The sequence below is a fragment of the Marinobacter salinus genome (assembly GCF_001854125.1).
Taxonomy (GTDB): Bacteria; Pseudomonadota; Gammaproteobacteria; order Pseudomonadales; family Oleiphilaceae; genus Marinobacter; species Marinobacter salinus.
In genome coordinates this window covers 813,281-832,176 of sequence record NZ_CP017715.1, presented here as the reverse complement: position 1 = coordinate 832,176, position 18,896 = coordinate 813,281, and the positions used below count along the sequence as shown (strand labels likewise).

Below are 18,896 nucleotides of genomic sequence, written 5' to 3'. Positions count from 1 at the left end.
CCCTGTGTCTGCACCAGCGGGCACAGGCTTGAAAAGATCAGCAGTCCCCTCCGGGCCCGCTCCCCGCTATACCATTTCATCGGGAGGTAACGATGAGCACTGAGATTCCGGTCAAACAAGTAGACCCGTCCTCTGATTCCTCCGATAAAAACAACAAATCCGGAACCGTCGAACTTTATGCCAGTCGCAAAAAGATCTACGTAAAAGAAGTAAAAGGTTTCTTTCAGCGTATTCGCAACGTCAGCCTGCTGATGCTGATGGGCATGTACTTTTTGTTTGTCTGGCTGACGCTGGACGGCCAGCCCCTCATTCACTTTGACCTTCCCGCGCGGGAGTTCCATCTCTATGGCCTGACCTTCTACCCGAAGGACTTCATACTGCTGTCCGGAATGCTCATTATCTGTGCCTTCGGCCTGTTTTTCATCACCACCCTTTTTGGCCGTGTCTGGTGCGGCTATACCTGCCCACAAACCGTGTGGACCTTCATCTTTATGTGGGTTGAAGAGCGTATTGAGGGTAGCCGAAATAAAAGAATGAAGCTCGACAAGGCTCCCCGGTCTGCGGAAAAAATCGTCAAGAAATCCGCCAAACACGCGGCGTGGCTTCTGATCGCCTTGGCCACTGGCCTGACCTTTGTGGGCTATTTCTATCCTATCCGGGAATTGATCGGCGATCTCTTTACCCTGCAGGCCAACGGCTGGGCATACTTCTGGGTAGCGTTCTTTACTGTCGCCACTTACCTCAATGCGGGATGGATGCGTGAACAGGTTTGTCTGTACATGTGTCCCTATGCCCGCTTCCAGTCAGTAATGTTTGACCCGAACACTCGCGTTGTCTCCTACGACCCGAACAGGGGAGAGCCCCGGGGCGGCCGGAAGAAAGGCATAGACCCGGCGAAAGCCGGGCTCGGCGACTGTATTGATTGTGGCCAGTGCGTGCAGGTTTGCCCAACAGGAATCGATATCCGTGATGGACTCCAGTACGAGTGTATAGGCTGTGCCCTGTGCATTGATGCCTGCGATGAAATTATGGACAAGATGAACTACCCAAGGGGGCTGATTCGCTACACAACTGAGAATGAGCTTGAGGGCAAGACCTCCAAACTGCTGCGGCCGCGGACATTTGGCTACGGCGCCGTGCTCTCTTTAATGATTGCAGCCATCGGTTTCACAATCGCTACTCGGGTGCCCGCACAGATGGACGTTATCCGGGACCGGGGGGCGCTCTTCAGCTTCAATGGCCAAGGCCGCGTTGAAAACTCCTACACCCTGAAGATCGCCAATATGACCGAGGTGCCCCAAACCTTCTCATTGTCGGTGGATGGCCTGGAGGGGATCCAGATCCTTACACAGACTTCGGTTACCGTCGAGAGTGGGGAAAACCGTGCATTACCGACGGTCGTTGACGTGCCGCCCGAGTCTATCGAAGCATCCAACAACGAAATTCGGTTCCGGGCTGAATCGACAACCGATAGTTCTCTTAACCTGGAAACCGAAAGCCGATTTGTCGGTCCAACGCGATAGCTGATATTGCGGCAACCACCCGTTTTAAAGAGATTGAGTACTATGACCGAACAAGCTCCAGTCGCGCCCTGGTATCGTCAGCCCTGGTTCTGGTTTCTGACCATTTTCCCCCTGGCGGCCATTATATGGTGCATTTCCATGATTATCGTGGCGACAAACATGAAAGACACCATGGTGACCGACGATTACTCCAAGCAAGGTCGCGGAATCAACCTTGAGATCGCGCGGGACCAGAAAGCGGCTGACCTGGGTATGATGGCAGAGCTGAATTTTGACAACCGCAATATTTCTCTGAATCTGAATACGGATAATGGCCCCGCCGATTTCCCATACCTCGTCTTGAACCTGTTCCACCCAACCCTTGCCGACAGGGACAGGACAATCCAGTTCCAGAGAACCGGGACCGGGCATTACCGTGGACAAATGCTGGACGACATCAACGGTCGCTGGTACTACGACCTGCGGGGTCCTGACAATAAGTGGCGGTTAAAAGGTGAAACCCAGCTGCCTGCCGAAAATGGAATCACCGTCAGTTCAGAAGGCGCTGCCCGAGGGTGACCCCCCTGGATTGCTTTCATTGCGGCGAACCGGCCTCCGGAGAGCCTGAGATCACCCTCGATCTGAATGGCACAACACGACATTTTTGCTGCCACGGCTGCAAGGCGGTCTGCGAAACCATTCATACCGAGGGGCTCAATGGGTTTTACGATTTTCGCACTGAACCGGCAGTTACCCCGCGAGAATTAACCTCCTCCGAGCTTGGTCGCCTGAGGGAACTGGATCACCCTGTGGTACAGGCCTCATTCGTGGTCCCGGTCAAGGGCGGTCAGGAGGCTCAGCTACTGATTGGCGGCATTACTTGTGCTGCCTGCATCTGGTTGCTGGAAAACCACATGAAAAAGCAGCCGGGCGTGCAGACCTTTTCAGTGAACCATACAACCCAGCGAGCTCGCCTGGTCTGGTCCCAGGACAAGGCAAGGCTGAGTGATCTGCTCATAGCGATTCACGAACTTGGCTACACCGCCCGGCCCTACCAGCCGGATGAAGTCGAGCGGGCGCTCAAAGCCGAACATCGCTCCATGCTCATCCGGCTGACTCTTGCTGGTATCGGCTCGTTTCAGAGCATGATGCTGGCCTTCCCCCTCTATTTCGATATGGTGACAGGCGTGTCACCAGAGTTCGTCGCCTTCTTCCGCTGGTTCAGCCTCCTGATCACCACACCAGTGGTTCTCTACAGTGCGCGCCCCTTTTTCCGGAATGCCCACAGGGATATCAGAAGCCGGCAACTTACAATGGACGTCCCGGTCGCCATTGCCATTGGTCTCGCCTACCTGGCCAGCACCTGGGTTACGGTGTTTGGCGGCGAGGAAGTCTATTTTGAGTCGGTGTGCATGTTTACCTTTTTCCTGCTTCTGGGGCGCTATGTTGAGGTGCAGGCACGGTATCGGGCAGGACTGACCGGCAATGCACTGGCAGGCTTTCAGCCCACTGTCGCCGCACGGGTAGATGGAGATCAGACAGATATCGTGCCGGCCCATCAGATAAAGCCGGGCGATGTGGTTCGAATCCGCCCCGGTGAGACGCTACCCATAGACGGTGAAATCATTCGCGGCCATTCCACCCTGAATGAAGCAGCACTGACTGGCGAATACCTTCCCGAAACACGAACACCCGGCGATGCGGTCCATGCCGGAAGCATCAACGGAGAAAACCCGCTAGACGTTCGCGTCCTAAGGTCCGGTTCCCAGACCCGTCTTTCCGGCATACTTCGTGTACTCGACCGGGTACAGGCCGAGAAGCCACCGGTGGCGCGGATGGCGGACAGGATCGCCGGGAAATTCGTCGGGCGCGTACTGATTCTTGCGCCGATCGTCTGGATCGGATGGTGGCTGGCCGGCGCCGAGAACGCCTTCGACATTACCCTTTCGGTACTGGTTGTCACCTGCCCCTGCGCACTGTCGCTTGCGACACCAACAGCCATCACCTCTGCAACGGTAAAACTCCGGCGACTGGGATTCCTGCCCACACGCGGCCACACACTGGAGTCGATGAACACCATCGACACCATTATTTTCGACAAGACCGGCACCCTGACCAAAGGGGAGCTGAGCCTCGTTGAACTTCAGACCTCGGGCAGCCTGGATGAGGCAAGCTGCCTGAAGTTGGCGGCAGGGCTCGAAAAGCACTCGGAGCACCCCGTTGCCCGGGTCTTTCATAACCGCCCTTCAGCGGCAATAGAGCATGTCGAAAACCACCTGGGTGGCGGACTGTCAGGCAAGCTCAATGACCAGGGTTTCTATATCGGACATAAAGATTTTGTTCAGAAGCAGGTTGAGATGCCGGCACCCGACTCCTCCGGTCATCAAGGCATGGAAGTCTGGCTGGCCTCTGACCGGGAATGGCTTGCCTGTTTCCGGCTTGATGACGAGATCAGAGACGATGCGGTTTCCGCAATCAAGGCACTACAGAAAGCCGGAATTCGAACCATTCTGCTCAGTGGCGACCGATCCAGCCACGTCGTGGACGTTGCCAGAGCTCTGGGTATTGAGGAAGCAATTGGCCAGGCATCGCCAGAGGATAAGCTGGGCGTACTGGAAAAACTCACGAATGACGGCCACAGCGTCATGATGGTTGGCGACGGCCTTAATGACCTGCCTTCCATGGCGGGTGCCGGGATTTCTGTTGCGATGGGTTCCGCAGCGGATCTTACCCAGCTTAAAGCGGATGCAGTCTTGCTCAATGGCCAGCTCACGCAATTGGTTGAGGCCCTGAAGACCAGTCGTCAAACCCGAAAGGTTATCCGGCAGAACCTTGTCTGGGCCCTGGTCTATAACATTTGCGCCCTGCCCCTTGCGGCCGCCGGCTTGGTTCCGCCATGGCTTGCGGCCATCGGCATGTCTCTCAGCTCTTTGGTTGTCGTTTTAAATGCCCTTCGACTTGGCAGAGCGCCAACGGCGCAATCGCTGAGTCAGGACAATCCGTCAGTTGGCGCTCAAGCGCTGTCCTGATACCTTAGCCGTACTTTATCCACGTCAGCGAGGTCTGCCATGCAAATTGTAATGATCCTGGTTCCACTCGTACTGATTGTGGTGGCGCTGGGCGTGGTATTGTTTTCATGGGCTGTCAAAAGCGGTCAGTACGACGATCTGGAAGGCCCCGCTCACCGGATTCTGTACGACGATGACAAGGACATGATTCCGGACGAAGCGCGGACCGATAAACCCTCTGCCACAGATCAGCAAACAGCCGGTACCAAAGCCGATGAGCCGGACCAGGAAGCGCCGAAAAGCTGATGACACCGGAACTCTATCTCAGCTACCCAAGCGCCTTTCTGATTGGCCTGCTGGGCAGTACGCACTGTCTTGGAATGTGTGGTGGCATAAGCGCATCGCTCTCCATGGCTCTACCCGTGGGCAAAGGCTTCCGATTCCGCCAGACGCTGATGCTGGTCGGCTTTAACGTTGGCCGCATCACCAGTTACGCGTTAATCGCCACACTGATAGCACTCTTGAGCACCTCTGTTGCAAGCCAATGGGCAGAAATCGGCGTGTTGCTGAGGGCTACTGCCGGCCTGCTGCTGATTTTCATGGGGCTATCCATGGGGCAGTGGTGGCAAGGCATCCGGTATGTCGAGAGGGTCGGTGCGCCCGTCTGGAAACGTCTTTCACCGCTTACAAAACGCTTTTTGCCCGTCAATCACGTCGGGCAGGCGCTGGCGCTAGGGGTACTCTGGGGCTGGCTGCCTTGCGGACTCATTTACAGCACGCTCGGGTGGGCTGCACTGCAGCCTTCAGTCGGCTCAGCCGCACTGACCATGGTGTTCTTCGGGCTAGGCACCCTTCCGTCCATGCTGGCTACCGGCTATGCTGCGAACCAGGTCCGGGGGCTTCAAGGTAACCCGTTGTTCCGGAAAATCACCGGTGGCCTGCTGATTCTGTTCGGGCTCTGGACAATGCCGCTGCAAGCCTTAGCAGGATTCTGATGACCGGCCCTGAAAGCATCGCCTGAAGCTCGACCGGATCCACACTCTAGATGTTCAAAACATCCAGGCGGCCAAAGTCCCGGGTTTCTGAGGGCTCCGAAGTCTGAACGGCCTGGCGCTTCCCACCGAGTCGCTTACCTTCGCGGAAATCGTACAGATTCGTGTCTGCAAGATGAGATGGCTCAACGTTGCACATGGCTCGGAACATGGTTTCGAGGCGTCCCGGATGCTGCTTGTCCCAGGACTGGAACATATCCTTGATAACCTGGCGCTGCAGATTCTCCTGGGAGCCGCACAGGTTACAGGGAATGATCGGGAACTGCCGCAGGGCAGCATACCGTGCGATATCTTTCTCCCGGCTGAACGCCAGCGGCCGAATCACCGTGTTGCGCCCGTCGTCACTGTGCAATACCGGAGGCATGGACTTGAGCTTGCCGCCATAGAACATGTTCAGGAACAGGGTTTCCAGCATATCATCGCGATGGTGGCCCAGCGCGATCTTGGTCACACCATGCTCTTCGGCAAAATTATAGAGAATTCCGCGACGTAGCCGGGAACAAAGACCGCAGGTGGTCTTCCCTTCCGGTACTTTTTCCTTAACAATACTGTAGGTGTCTTTCTCGATGATGTGATACTCGATACCCAAGGCGTTCAGGTATTCGGGCAGCACTTCCTCGGGGAAACCGGGCTGTTTCTGGTCAAGGTTGACCGCGATCAGCTCAAAGGAGACCGGGGCGCTTTTCTGCAGATTGAGCAGAATGTCGAGCATGGCATAGGAGTCTTTGCCACCGGACAGGCAACACATTACCTTGTCGCCGGCTTCAATCATCGAGAAATCAGCAATGGCCTGACCAACGTCACGGCGCAGACGCTTTTGCAGTTTGTTCAGCTCGAGTTTCTGGCGGCGTTCAAGCTCGACGGCCTGAGACTGTTCGGGACTGGCGATCATGGCTTCGGAAACACCCACTACGTTCACAAGGTTAATGAGCGTGGGATTATACGCGTCACATGGATTCAGGGACAGGATACCAACATGGATATGTTGCAATCGAAAGAGGTAACTGCGGGAAAACGGGAACTTAACCGGGTCCGGAACCGCAAAGCCATTCTTGATGCCGCCCGGGAGTGCTTTCGGGAACGAGGCTATGAGAATTCCACGATCAGGGATATTATCAGGCGCACTGACCTGGCTGCAGGCACCTTTTACAACTATTTCTCGGGCAAACAGGATATCTTCGCGGTATTGCTGACGGACTTTCTGGCCCGCCTCAATAAACACCTGACCGAGTATCGGCGCTCTGCCGATACCAGACAAGACTTTATTCACAATGCCTATCTGGCACTCTACACGGCCACTGCCCGGGATCCGCTTGTTTACGAGTTGGCACATAAAAACCACCGGGCCCTGCGGGAGCTCTTCGGCTCCGACATTCTGGGGCTGGCAATGTTGTCGCTTGAGGAGGACGTTCGAGAAGCCACGGTGCGTGGCCTTTTGCCCAGGCTCGATCACGAGTATCTGTGTGCAGCCTTTTTCGGCGTTGCTTACGAAATGAGCCTTACGGTTGCGCGCCGGGTTCACCAGGCGCCGGAAACCGCAGATCAGGAAGCCCTCAAGGCGACCCGTTTCTCAACTGCCTTATTCCTTGGCGGCATGCCCGAACTCGCAACGCTTTCCTGAATGCCTCCAGTCCCCTACCATGGGCCCATGACAAACTTTACTTCGGGTCTGCAGACACCGCAGGCCCAACAACAAGACGACGATGCTATGCTGGAACAGCAAGTCCAGCATCTCTTGGTGGCTGTTGAACATGAATTGCGCAGGGCTCCGGCTGGCATCAACGAGCTGGGGTTGATCAAGCTGTTACAGCGTCCGCCGTGGGAACTCATCGGTGAGGTCAGATTCAACGAACCTGAAAACCTCTATCCGATCCACTTTCTGCTATTTCATGTGCTTTACCGGTTACGGGATCAGCTTGTCGAAACCGGAGAAACTCTCGCCATATCCCCCCTCAGCATCCGCCTATCCTTTGCGGACGCGGTTGGCGGCCTCGGTATGCCCGATAGCGTGGACAGCCTGAGACAGTTCTATCTGGACCTCTCCCAGTATCGCCTCCCTGAGGAAGCGATACAGAGGATGATGAACGATTTCTGGGCTGGTGGACCAGGCGGCACTCCGGAGCGTTCAGAAGCCCTGAATGCCGCCGAAAGGCTTGGTTTCAGCGGCATGCCTGAGAGTTTTCCGGAGGTGAAACATCGGTTTCGAAGGGCCGTCATGCAGGCACACCCCGACCGCGGGGGCGATACAGAAACCATTCAGGGCCTAAATCACGCATTTTCTGTGCTCAAGGCTCACTTTCGCCTCGTCGGGTGAACAGGCATCAGGCTGATTCTCAGATTTTTCAAAGGATATTTTATGGCGCCCCGAAGCTTTCTGAATGTATTGATACTTCTTGTACTGACAACTATCACGTTCGGCTCTCGGGCTGACCTCGTGGTGCTGCAATATCATCATGTCAGCGATTCGACGCCGCCCTCAACCAGCACATCCACTTCACTGTTTGAGGCGCAAATGACGTTTATCCGGGACTTGGGGCTGCCTGTTGTACCGCTGCAATCCGGCACCAACAAAGCGCTCAACGGCGAAAGCAGTGCAAGCAACCGGGTTGCGATTACCTTCGACGATGCCTACGAGTCCGTTTATACCTCGGCCGCGCCAACGCTCGCAGAATTTGATTATCCATACACCATTTTCGTCAACACGTCTGCCGTTGGCCGACCTGGATATATGACTTGGGAGCAGCTTTCCGAGCTTTCAAAACAGCAGCAGGTCTCCATCGCAAATCACAGCGCCGATCACGGCCATCTGGCCAGGAAACCCGACGAAGCCGAAAAACACTGGCGCCAGAGAGTCAAACACAGTCTGGATGATGCCCAGAGCCGACTGAGCGAAGAACTTGGCACCGAAACACCGATGTTCGCTTATCCCTACGGCGAGTTCGACCAGTCGCTGGAGAGCATGATTGCAGATAGGGGCTGGCTTGGCTTTGGCCAGCAAAGTGGTGCCATCGCCGCCAATTCGGAGAAAACCAGGCTGCCGCGGTTCCCCATGGCCAATGCCTATGGCCAGCTCGGCAGCCTGGAGAGCAAGCTTCTGAGCAAGGCTTTCCCGATTGATGCCAGAATGCTTCCTGACAGTGTAATCAGGTCAAATCCTCCGCTAATGTCTCTGGCTCTGCCAGACGATATGAAAGCCTCAAAGCTCACCTGTTTTGCATCGGGGATGGGGCGAATCGAATTCAGGCTAACGGAAGGTGGCCAGGTGGAGGTTCAGGCACCGAAGGCATTCAACAGCCGACGTTTCCGCTACAACTGCACATATCCTGCCGGAAACGGTCAGTTTTATTGGCTGTCACAGCAATGGCTGGATCCTGGCAAACCAGAGGACTGACCCTGGCGGGTCAATCCTCCTCGGCCATCATTAGTCCAATCTCGCCAACAGAGGCATGAGGAATGGCTTTGAGTCCGCGTCTTGTTTCGATAACCTCCTGCCCAACAAGATCCTGGTCTCGGGTAAAGAACACCACCCAGCGCTCCCCCTCGCTCGGAAAGACCGGTATCCATGACTCAAGGTAGCCTCTTCGGTGCCAGTTTTCAGGCTCATACTCGCTCACCAGATCTGTCACCAGGCGGACCGGAGCGAAATCCCGGTCCAGAAACAGCAGGGACGGCGCAAATACGCCGCCTTTTGTATATGAGCGTACCCGCATGATGAAGTCCGGGTGAGTGATTACACTGGAAAGCGCAACCAACTGATAAGGGCTTCGGCCGGTCATAAAGTCATGGACGGGAGAATCTTCGGTAATGTAAAAGCCGAACTCCCGACCCAGTTGCCATTCTTTGTGGTCTTCCGTGTCCAGATCCTGACAACAGGACTTCTCAAAGCGGGTAAAAAAACTCTCGGTTCCGGGCTCAATCCCCAAAACGGCGAACGCGTCGGGATCGCTACCTGAAACAGGTTCTGCGAGTTTCACCTCCGGACCCGCGTGGTAAACACTGGCCGGCGTCAATTCGATGGGTGGCTTAACCTGCCCCTTTTCTTCATCCGCCCTGGTATCTGGCTGATAATAGCTGACCCGGACATTTCCCTCTGCGTCGCGCCAGGTGAAGTAAGGCGGGCGTTCGCCGGGACGAACATAACCATCCTTCGAAAGCTGGTCGGCATCCGGGTAGTTTTCAAGCGTGTACTCGGTTTCAGTCTCAGTTTCGGTTTCCGGCTTTCTGGCCGAACCCGAATCCGGTGACTCGGCGATCGGCGAGTAACGCACGCGGCCCTGTTCATCCACCCAGGTAAAATAACCTTCACGATTTGACACGGGTGACCCCCCAACCTGGCACCCGCCAATCAGGACGGCTAACAGCGAGAACACGGCTGATCTGAAAATTACACTGGCTTTCATGCGGACAACGTCCTCACTTTTTCGGAGCCGGCCGTCAGAACTTTGTGCGGAAGCTCAGACCTGCCATGACCACCCTCAACGAGGTTTTGATATCCAGACCTGCATAAGGGTTGTAAATAATATTGGTAATATTGTCGCAGTTTACGTTGCAACTGGTATCTGCCGGAATAGTTTCGATCGAGTGCAGATAGCTGAGATTCATATCGATCTCGGTATTCTTGTCCCACTTGTAGCCCATACCAACGCTGTAGAGATTGGCTCCCCCGAAGGGCGCCATCACCTGGCGCTGGTCGTCGGGTATCACTGAATCCCGGATTTCAACACCGGCCCGAAGGTCGAGCCGTGAGGACGCATGGAACTCGGCTCCAAAGGCCCAGTTCCACTGGCTCTTGAAACCCAGGGGCAATCGCAACGTATTCGGCGTGGCATTGTCGGGAGACAGAATTCTCGCCGCATTCAGAAACTCCAGATTACGATCAAAACGGAAAACGAATGCATCCCACTGCTCATAATCTGTCCACCCGATGTCGGCATTCAACGTCAGCTTCGGGTGAACATCCACGCTGATTCCGGTCTGGAAATGCTGGGGATATACCAGGTCCATACTGACATTACCTGCCTCCCGAGGGGCTCCCGAGGGCAAACTCAGAATGGCTGAGGTGATGGCACCCAGAACCGAGCCGTTGACACTCTGCCAGAAGCCGGACCAGTCGTCCGTATACTCGATTTCAAAGGTGCCCTTCATGTTCATTTCGGCTTCGGAGGTATAACTTGCCCCCCAACTGAACCAGTCCGTAGGTTCCCACATGACGCCGAGAGCATAGGTCGGAGAGAGGGTTTCCTGAACATTGATGCTCAGGGCACCGATATCATCCCATGGACCAACGTTACCACCACACAGGGCCAGCCATGGCTGGAGCGGTTCGTCGCCGCTTTCGCAGTTGAAAGCGTCCTGAAGAATCTCTGCGACACCAAGAAGCAGGTTCGGGGCCCGCATATACTGGTCCGCAGCAATCCCCATATGGGACAGATGAATACCTGCGCCAACGGACCACTCATCGTTAATCTCATAGCCAACACTTGGCGACAGATAGGTGGTTCTCTGAAGCGCCGTGGCCTGCGGTTGATAGCGTCCGGGATCGTCCTTGTCCCGATAGAACCCCGCTGCCAGAGGCAAGTAAAAGGCGTTGGCGAAGGTCAGCTTGGACCCCGGGGGGTTAATGCTGATTCCGGCTGAGGGTGCAAGCGCCGGCCCCGGAGGGGTCCGGAGAATACCGAACCCGGGCACGTAAAGTGCCACATTATTGGTATGACTGTGGGTGTTTGCTACCGGATCTTTCTGCTTCCCTGTCAGGGGGTCGGTTTCCAGGCCATCTATCCCAAAGATTTCATAGCCGTCTGGAGCGATAAAGTCAGCGTCAATGTCCAGATACACGCTCATCAGGTTCACTTCCAGCTGACGACCATCCAGTTTGGTCAGGCCGGCCGGATTGTAGTGAATCGCCATGATTCCCGGAGGATCTGCAGTTACGGCATTGCCTAGAGCCAGAGCTTTCGGATGAATTGTGAGGTTCTGTGCAAGCTGTGCCTCGGCACCGAACGACATGGTCGCAGCAATGAATGCCCCGAGAATCTCGCGCTTGTGACTGTGATGTCCCATGAAATCCTTCCCTTCCCGTAAATCGGCAGCCGCACCAATCACTCTTTGAGGCCAGAGAAATTAATGGGCAGGGATACACCCAGGGAGAAGTCCGGTGCATCCTCGGTCAGACCAATGCCGAGACTGGTATTCACGATGGTAGTGTCGCTGACACGAGTGCCCAGCGACATGCTCAGGAACCCGGTCATCTGGTCCTGGGCAACAGCCTGATCGCCATTACTGAACGTGAGGATGGTTTCGTCGCTGTAGCTGATTTGCGCAGAGATGCTCAGGGAGATGTCGTAGGACAAAGAGTAGGCGAAGCCGGCAGAGCCCGACAGCCCGAACCCGGGGTCGACCTCGGTCAGCAGGCGGGCACCCCTGACCTGGTTGAGATCCTCGGCAGGCAGGTTGTAGGTTGCGCTCAACGAACCAAAGATGACAACGGGGTCCAGAACCTTGGAAAGGCTTGCGCCACCACCGACGGAATAGTACCCGCTGCCTGTGGAAAGCTGCTCCTTGATATCGATTTCATAGGGGCTGACGCCGGTTTTGGTGGTCAGCGTTCCAAAGAATGTCGTGGACATTTTTCCGGGCACATACGCAAAAGGCTGCCAGCGACCAGTGAACGAAACGTCGCCGAAGTCATAGACGTTCAGTTCATCTTCGGTGTCATACTTAACCACCAGAGGGACACGGGTCCCGACGGTGAGGTTATTCAGCAGACCGTAATCATAGGAGAATGCATTGGTAAAATTATGGGTAGCCGATGGCACCACATCGAGATTCCTGACCGAGCCACCGGTTATCGCCAGGTCCAGGCGCTGGTCGGCGGTGTAGGAATAGTCAAATGAATAGTTCAGGGAATGGGTACCCTTCTTCTGCAGAGAATAGTTCTTCTCTGCAGCCTGAAACACCTCTTCCAGCTGGCGGGAGGAGTCTTCATCACCCTCCTGTTTTGCCAGCGCTTCCCGCGCCTGGTCCACACTTTCTTCCTGCGCCAGGGCCATACCTGGAAGCAGACCTGCCGTGGAAACAAGGATAAGGCCTCGCACAAACCAACGATTCATCCTGACTCCCTTATTTTATTTGTCGTGTTCCTGATCCGGAGTGACCCGGAGAATTAGTTTCGACGGTAATAGAGTTGTTTTCGGGTATTTTCGACACTACCGTCGGGATTATTTTTCTGACGCTCCAGAAGGTTCTGAATACGCCTTTCGGTGGCCTCATGAAACGCAGGAATCCTTTCCAGCGCCAACAGGGTCATTGTCTGGTCGTCCACAAAACGAAGGTCTTCCTCTTTTAATTCCAGATTATCGAGGGGCTTGTCGCTGCCCGGGAATACGATGAAGAGGACGTTGTCGTCCCATTTTTCCTCGAATTGGGCAAGCGGAAAGGAGATGTTGCCTACTGAAGGATCTGCCATATAAACACGGTCGTCCCGGATAGTGCGCAACACAACAAAGTGTTTAAAGCCGGCGTGATGAATAGGGACAATGGCGGGGTGATCCAGGTCTTTCAAATCATCGATGGTCGCCCGAAACCCGCCGGAGGGATAGCCCAGCGCCGTCACCAGGCGTTTCATATCCAGCATGGAAAAGGCGCGGCGCTCCACAATGCGCTCGCTCTCGCCATAGTGCAGCAAGCCCTCCATGACCTGCCGCTCCGACAACGTCCGGCCAAGGTAATAATTCAGAACCGTGGTGAGTGCAGCACTGCCACAACTGTAGTCATAAGCCTGACGAACAATGTTACGGTACTTCTGCTCCACAAGGGGCTCTACCCTCACATCCGACCGTAGCTTAACCGGGCCGGAGTCCACGTCCTGCTCAATGACAACAGTGCCTTTTTCAAAAGGCTCAACCACAGTCGCTTCCTGCACCATGGTAAATGTGAGAATGGATCCGGCGAGCACCAGCAGCATGTCAGAGGAGGTCCCTGTTTTTATTGGCCATGACCTTAATCGGGTTACATGTTGTTACGGTAAGATACCGAAAACGCTGCCCGCTTAAAGATAACTGTGCCTCAAATCTGTCGCTGCGGAGGAGGCCGGAAGAACCGGCTGGTCAATGTCAGAGGGTGAACACCACGCCCAGGAGGCCATAGCACAGCAGGGTGACAACCACCACACCCGCCAGATTCAGGGCAAAGCCGGCGCTGATCATGTCGCTGATCTTCATGTGGCCGGAGGAAAACACGATAGCGTTGGGCGGTGTCGCAACCGGCATCATAAATGCGCAACTGGCGGCCACTGCGGCCGGCACCGTCAGGAGAATGGGAGATACTCCCTGTGACATGGCGAGCGCTCCGAGAAGCGGCAAAAATGCAGCTGCCGTGGCTGTATTACTGGTTACTTCAGTGAGAAAAATAATCACCCCGGCCACCAGGGCGATCATAACCAGAGTCGGTAAGGTGCCCGCAGCCCCCAGACTTCCGGCGATCCATTCGGCCAGACCAGAACTGCTGATAACACCTGCCATGGCCAGCCCGCCGCCGAACAATAGCAGAACGCCCCAGGGAATCCCCTTGGCGGTTTCCCAGTTCAGAACAAAGACGCGCTCGCGGGCATTCACCGGAATGATGAACATCACAATGGCGGCGGCGATGGCGATACCCGTGTCACTGAGCCAGGGCATCAGACTTCCGGACAGCAGCGGGCGAAAAATCCACGCGCTGGCGGTGAGCACAAACACCAGCCCAACCAACTTTTCGCCCCGGGTTAATGGCCCTAGAGCGGCCAGCTCATCACGTATCATCATTGCGCTGTCGCCTTTCTGACCGATACCGAAGTCCCGGCGGGTCAACCACCACCAGGCAGCGAATAGCATTACCACGGTTACCGGAATACCCAGCAGCATCCATTGGGCAAATCCGACGGATATCCCCTGATTCTCACTGAGATACGCCGCGAGCAAGGCATTTGGGGGCGTTCCGATCAGGGTCGCGATGCCGCCAATACTTGCGGAATAGGCAATCGCCAGCAGCAGAGACGTTGCATATCGACGCACGCCGTCCGGATTGGAGGCGTCCATCATCCCGATAACGGACAAACCAATCGGCAGCATCATGATGGAAGTGGCGGTGTTACTGACCCACATACTCAGAAAGGCCGTGGCCAGCATAAACCCACCAATCTGTCGCTTCGGCTCATCGCCCACAGTTTTTAGCGTAAGTAAGGCGATCCGACGGTGAAGATTCCAACGCTGCATAGCGAGCCCCAGCGTAAAGCCGCCCAGAAACAGGAAGATAATCGGGTTGGCATAAGGAGTGGTTGCCTCCCCGATACTGCCCAACCCCAGTGCCGGCACCAGAACAATCGGAAGAAGTGCCGTTGCCGGTATGGGAATGGCTTCCGTGGACCACCAGGTAGCCATGAGCAACATCATACCGAGGGCTGCCCAGGCATCGGCTCCCATGGTTTGAGGTGGGGGCAGAATCAGTGTAACGAGCAGAAACACGGCTCCCAGCATCAAACCAATTATCTGGCTTGCGGGAAGACCTTTGGGAAGGTTTTCGGGATTTTGAGCGTCAGTCATAAACAGGTATCAGTCAGCTAAGGAAAATGGAATGATTCAGCTCCCGTTGAGCCGCGTGATCTGGCGGTCCTGGAATCGTCCGAGCAACATCAGGGCCAGAATTGCCCCGGAAAGCGCCCACGCCATATCGGACTGGGTATCCCAAACATAGCCCTGAGTACCCAGAAACGCCTCGGCTGCCTGTTCACTGGCCAGTGCAACCCACCATTCGATCAATTCATAGAATGCACTGAGAGCCAGGCAGAAGCAGATTATAAAAAAGGAGGCCCAACCACGGTGGGCAAACACTGATAACCGGACGACGAGTTCCCGCGCGATCAGGGCCGGAACGAAACCCTGGGCGAAATGCCCCAACTTGTCATAGTTGTTACGATCCCAGCCGAACCAGTCGCTGAACCAGTCGAACATTGGCACTTCTGCATAGGTGTAATGCCCTCCCACCATGAGTATTACGGCATGCACGAGAATCAGCCAATAAAGCAAGGGACTCAATGGATAACGAAACCAGCACCAGATCACCAGCACCAAACCGATGACGGCGGGCAAGACTTCAAGTACCCAGGTGGCCCGGTCTTTCGGTGCAATCCCGGACCAAACCAGAACGGCCAGAAATATGATCAGCCAGACGACACTGACAAACGGTAAACGCAACATCATACACTTCCCATCAACGGATTCCTGGCGTTCAGAGCGGACATTGTACCTCCAGCCAGAACTGAATCAGCAGGACGTAGCCCGCAGAAAACGCCCAAACCCGGACTCTTTCCCCAGGCCCGGCTCAACTTGTTCATTGGTCATTGCCGCACGCCCATTGATGAGCACGTGCTTGACGCACCCCGGAACCCGGTTGACCATTCGGTCAAGGCCGAAGCCTTCCATCTCAGCCCAGTTTTCCTGCTCCAGATCCTGATTCAGACCGCGCGGATCCAGTATGACGATGTCTGCCCGATCGCCTTCCCGGATATGGCCGGCGTCAATACCGAGCCAGTCAGCCTGCTCCCCTGTAAGGCGATGCACGGCTCTCTCAAGAGACATAATCGGATCACCCTGCTGCTCACTTTCCTGGACAAGTTTCAGAAATCGCAATGGGAGGTTGTAGAACGCCATATTGCGAATATGGGCACCCGCATCCGAAAAGGTGATCAGGGCATGGGGACTTTTCACCATCTCGCGGAGCCGTTTCTCACGATGATTGCCGATGACGGTATACCACCGGAGGCCCCGACCGTACTTGACGACCATGTCCAGGAAAAAGTCCACCACGTGTATGCCCTGCTCAGCCGCAAGCTCCGCAAAGTTGCGTCCTACCACCGAGGTGTCCGGACAGCCAAGAATAATGGCATCGCCAAAATCCCGCTGCCAGACTCGCGGAGACAGTTTCTCTTTGTAGAATTTTCGGAAGGTCCGGCGATAACTCTCGTCCTTGAGCAGCTCATTCCTCTCCAGCTGGTCCCGGACATCCAGTGCCATTTCACCCGCTCCAAACTCCTCAAAGAGCACAATATCCATACCATCCGCATAAATGGTGAAAGGCGTCGGGAGTAACTGCCACCGGAAATTGCCCCTGAACGCATTAGCGATCCAGCCGACCAGATTTGCCATTGGCCGAACGGTCGGGTTGCCCTTGAGGTCGATGAGGGCGATGAGCGTCGTTTTCAGTGGCTTCCGGAACCACCCGAGTGACTCTCTCAGGTATTGGGTTACCTGAAGCGGATTGGCAGCATTGGGCGCGCCCTGATGAACGCGTCCATATCGACGCAGCAAACGGTTTAGCCGGCTCACCTCTCCCCAGCGCGCATAAGTGCTCGGGAGGCTCTTCGACCATTCACGGTCACCATCGACTTTGTCCCATTTCAGGCACATTGTCGACAGGCCCAGAAACCCCTCCTGCAAGGCCTCTTCAAGCAGCTGCTCCATACGTTCCTGCTCCTGGGCTGTCGGTTTTATGCTCCGATCAGTGGCCCGGTGCAGGCCCATAACTCCGGTCCGCAAATCGCTATGCCCAAGGAAACTGATGACATTGGGTCCCAGCGGATGCCGCTCGATAAACCGAACCCATTCAGAGGGCGTGCTCCAGTTCTTGTTCTGGACAAGGATCGGCAACACTTTTTCCCTTGGAACCGTTTCGACCCGGGTAAAAATATCAGAAGCATCCTCGGCATCCGAACAGACCATGCTCAACGAGCAACTGCCAATCAGAACGGTTGTCACACCGTGACGAACCGACTCTGAAAGCGACGGGGCTACAATCAGTTCGGCGTCATAGTGGGTATGGGTGTCCAGGAACCCCGGCGTTACCCAGCATCCCTCAGCATCAATTACCTGGTCCGCCAGCGCAGGATCGGGCTTCGAGTCAAAAACCCGGGCAACCCGGCCATCGCGAATCGCAACATGAGCAATGCGGGATGGGGCACCGGTGCCATCGAAGTAACGGCCACCAATGATAAGAGCGTCGTACTGTCTCACGGGGCAAGACTCCTCTCTTTTTGTTTTTGTGATCAGTCAGTCTAGCGAGCAAAACGTGACATTTCCTCTCTTTCTTTCTTCCCCCTCTACCTCTCCCTGAGCCGCGCGCCAGCTTCCAACTGACGGCCGGGGTGGCGCACCACACTGTCGCCCTCGTTCAGCCCGGAAGTAACCACGGTATACAAACCATTGCTTCTGCCTGCCGTAATCTCCGCAAGTTCGGCTATCCCGTCCACGGCCCGGAATACGTGATCCTTCCCGTTGTGCCTGAATATGGCGGAAGACGGAACCTGCAGCGCATTTTCGGTTGACCAAAGGACGAACGTAGCGTCTACCCGATAACCGTCTCCCAGGCTCGCCCAGTCCTCTGCCGGGCTGACAATATCGGCCAGCACCTGGACCCTTTGTTCTTCTACGCCCAGAGCAGACACGTCTTCAAACCCAACAGGCTCAACACGACGTACCGCAGCGTCCAGAGTTTTACCGCCCCACCCGGTAAGATGAACCGGCACCCCGGGTGAAAGTTTTACAGCGTCAAAACTGAGCACATCCACAACCACTTCCAATGCTGCCGGGTCCCCGACTTCGAGAATGGCCTCCCCCGCCTGGACAACACCCTCACTCTTGCGGACGATCCCAAGAATGGCACCGTTTACCGGCGACTGGATCGCAACTTTTTCGATGGCTCCGTTACCGGACGACCGTGCCGCGGAAACCTCTAGACGAGTCCGGGCGGCCTGAAGTTCATGCGCCATTACTTCTTCGTCAAATGTTGCTGAACGCAGAATCGCCTGAGCTCGGTCGGATGCAGACGCAACCTGCTGGAGACGCTCGTCCGAGACAAAGTGATCATCACTGAGCGCTTGTAACCGGGCCAGTTCCTTTTTCGCGAGATCGGCTTCCGCCCTGGCCACTGCGACTTTCTGCCGGGCGGAATTCAACGCAGATCTGGCAGCCCCGACCATGGCCTCAGCCTCCGCCCGGCTGCGGGCATCAAGAACGCTGGCAGGCATGGGCTCTACCTGTGTAAGCAATTGACCGGGCGTAACCGGATCCCCAACATCGAGTGGCACTCGGTGCTGATAACCCGCCACCGGCGACGATACCAGATAACGATCTTTTACCCGGGTCTTACCTTCCTCGGTGATGGTGACCTCCAGCTCCCCACGGGTAACGGTTGCCAGGTCCACCCAGACCGGATCAGGACGCAGCGTAACGAAGACCGCAACCAGTCCGAGCACAGTAAACACTGCCCAAAAAATCCACTTTCCTGCAGATCGTTTTTCTGCCATA

At 55.8% G+C, this 18,896-nt stretch carries 17 protein-coding genes; 8 read left to right on the top strand and 9 right to left on the bottom strand.

What is annotated here, in order from left to right; all coding sequences use genetic code 11:
• Positions 1-92: 92 nt before the first annotated feature.
• Genes ccoG through BKP64_RS03830 form a run of 5 tightly spaced genes read left to right on the top strand, consistent with a single transcriptional unit; the run spans position 93 to position 5,505 of the window.
• Complete coding sequence (gene ccoG, locus BKP64_RS03850) at positions 93-1,523, top strand: cytochrome c oxidase accessory protein CcoG (protein WP_070966256.1); 1,431 nt, start codon at positions 93-95, stop codon at positions 1,521-1,523.
• Positions 1,524-1,565: 42 nt separating this feature from the next.
• Positions 1,566-2,081: a FixH family protein gene (locus BKP64_RS03845; protein ID WP_070966254.1), complete on the top strand. Its 516-nt coding sequence runs from the start codon at positions 1,566-1,568 to the stop codon at positions 2,079-2,081.
• Positions 2,078-4,531 carry a heavy metal translocating P-type ATPase gene (locus BKP64_RS03840; RefSeq protein ID WP_070966253.1) on the top strand — a complete coding sequence of 818 codons (2,454 nt, stop codon included), beginning with the start codon at positions 2,078-2,080 and terminating at the stop codon, positions 4,529-4,531. The genes BKP64_RS03845 and BKP64_RS03840 overlap by 4 nt, the downstream gene beginning before the upstream one ends.
• A gap of 39 nt (positions 4,532-4,570) precedes the next feature.
• Positions 4,571-4,816 (top strand): cbb3-type cytochrome oxidase assembly protein CcoS, encoded by a 246-nt coding sequence (ccoS, locus tag BKP64_RS03835; RefSeq protein ID WP_070966250.1) that lies wholly within the window; start codon positions 4,571-4,573, stop codon positions 4,814-4,816.
• Positions 4,816-5,505, top strand: coding sequence for a sulfite exporter TauE/SafE family protein (locus BKP64_RS03830; protein ID WP_070966247.1), 690 nt, complete (start codon positions 4,816-4,818; stop codon positions 5,503-5,505). Before ccoS ends, BKP64_RS03830 begins: the two co-directional genes overlap by 1 nt.
• 46 nt (positions 5,506-5,551) lie before the next feature.
• Here BKP64_RS03830 and ttcA read toward each other — a convergent pair whose 3' ends face one another.
• Positions 5,552-6,454, bottom strand: coding sequence for a tRNA 2-thiocytidine(32) synthetase TtcA (gene ttcA, locus BKP64_RS03825; protein ID WP_070973539.1), 903 nt, complete (start codon positions 6,452-6,454; stop codon positions 5,552-5,554).
• 84 nt (positions 6,455-6,538) lie between these two features.
• On the opposite strand from ttcA, the gene BKP64_RS03820 reads away from it, so the two are divergent.
• Genes BKP64_RS03820 through BKP64_RS03810 form a run of 3 tightly spaced genes read left to right on the top strand, consistent with a single transcriptional unit; the run spans position 6,539 to position 8,953 of the window.
• On the top strand, positions 6,539-7,183 hold the full coding sequence (locus tag BKP64_RS03820) for a TetR/AcrR family transcriptional regulator (RefSeq protein ID WP_070966245.1): 645 nt from the start codon (positions 6,539-6,541) through the stop codon (positions 7,181-7,183).
• Positions 7,184-7,210: 27 nt separating this feature from the next.
• Positions 7,211-7,876, top strand: a complete 666-nt coding sequence (locus tag BKP64_RS03815; protein ID WP_070966242.1) for a DNA-J related domain-containing protein — start codon at positions 7,211-7,213, stop codon at positions 7,874-7,876.
• Positions 7,877-7,918: 42 nt separating this feature from the next.
• Entirely contained in the window at positions 7,919-8,953 is a 1,035-nt protein-coding gene (locus BKP64_RS03810) for a polysaccharide deacetylase family protein (RefSeq protein ID WP_070966239.1), read from the top strand.
• A gap of 10 nt (positions 8,954-8,963) precedes the next feature.
• Here BKP64_RS03810 and BKP64_RS03805 read toward each other — a convergent pair whose 3' ends face one another.
• From BKP64_RS03805 to BKP64_RS03770, 8 genes are all read right to left on the bottom strand, one after another.
• On the bottom strand, positions 8,964-9,878 hold the full coding sequence (locus tag BKP64_RS03805; protein WP_227515495.1) for a MalM family protein: 915 nt from the start codon (positions 9,876-9,878) through the stop codon (positions 8,964-8,966).
• 118 nt (positions 9,879-9,996) lie between these two features.
• Positions 9,997-11,622, bottom strand: coding sequence for an OmpP1/FadL family transporter (locus BKP64_RS03800; protein WP_070966235.1), 1,626 nt, complete (start codon positions 11,620-11,622; stop codon positions 9,997-9,999).
• Between the two features lie 38 nt (positions 11,623-11,660).
• Complete coding sequence (locus BKP64_RS03795; RefSeq protein WP_070966233.1) at positions 11,661-12,671, bottom strand: flagellar protein FilC; 1,011 nt, start codon at positions 12,669-12,671, stop codon at positions 11,661-11,663.
• Positions 12,672-12,724: 53 nt separating this feature from the next.
• The gene (locus tag BKP64_RS03790; RefSeq protein WP_070966229.1) at positions 12,725-13,525 is read right to left on the bottom strand and encodes a C39 family peptidase; all 801 of its coding nucleotides are present in this window, start codon (positions 13,523-13,525) and stop codon (positions 12,725-12,727) included.
• Positions 13,526-13,673: 148 nt separating this feature from the next.
• Positions 13,674-15,137, bottom strand: a complete 1,464-nt coding sequence (locus tag BKP64_RS03785) for an SLC13 family permease (RefSeq protein WP_070966226.1) — start codon at positions 15,135-15,137, stop codon at positions 13,674-13,676.
• Positions 15,138-15,173: 36 nt separating this feature from the next.
• Positions 15,174-15,791: a DUF2238 domain-containing protein gene (locus BKP64_RS03780; RefSeq protein WP_070973538.1), complete on the bottom strand. Its 618-nt coding sequence runs from the start codon at positions 15,789-15,791 to the stop codon at positions 15,174-15,176.
• A 66-nt stretch (positions 15,792-15,857) separates the two neighbouring features.
• A complete protein-coding gene (locus tag BKP64_RS03775) occupies positions 15,858-17,603 on the bottom strand; it encodes an N-acyl-D-amino-acid deacylase family protein (RefSeq protein ID WP_070966223.1) in 1,746 nt (581 codons plus the stop codon).
• Positions 17,604-17,689: 86 nt separating this feature from the next.
• Positions 17,690-18,895, bottom strand: a complete 1,206-nt coding sequence (locus tag BKP64_RS03770; protein ID WP_070966220.1) for an efflux RND transporter periplasmic adaptor subunit — start codon at positions 18,893-18,895, stop codon at positions 17,690-17,692.
• Position 18,896 lies beyond the last annotated feature (1 nt).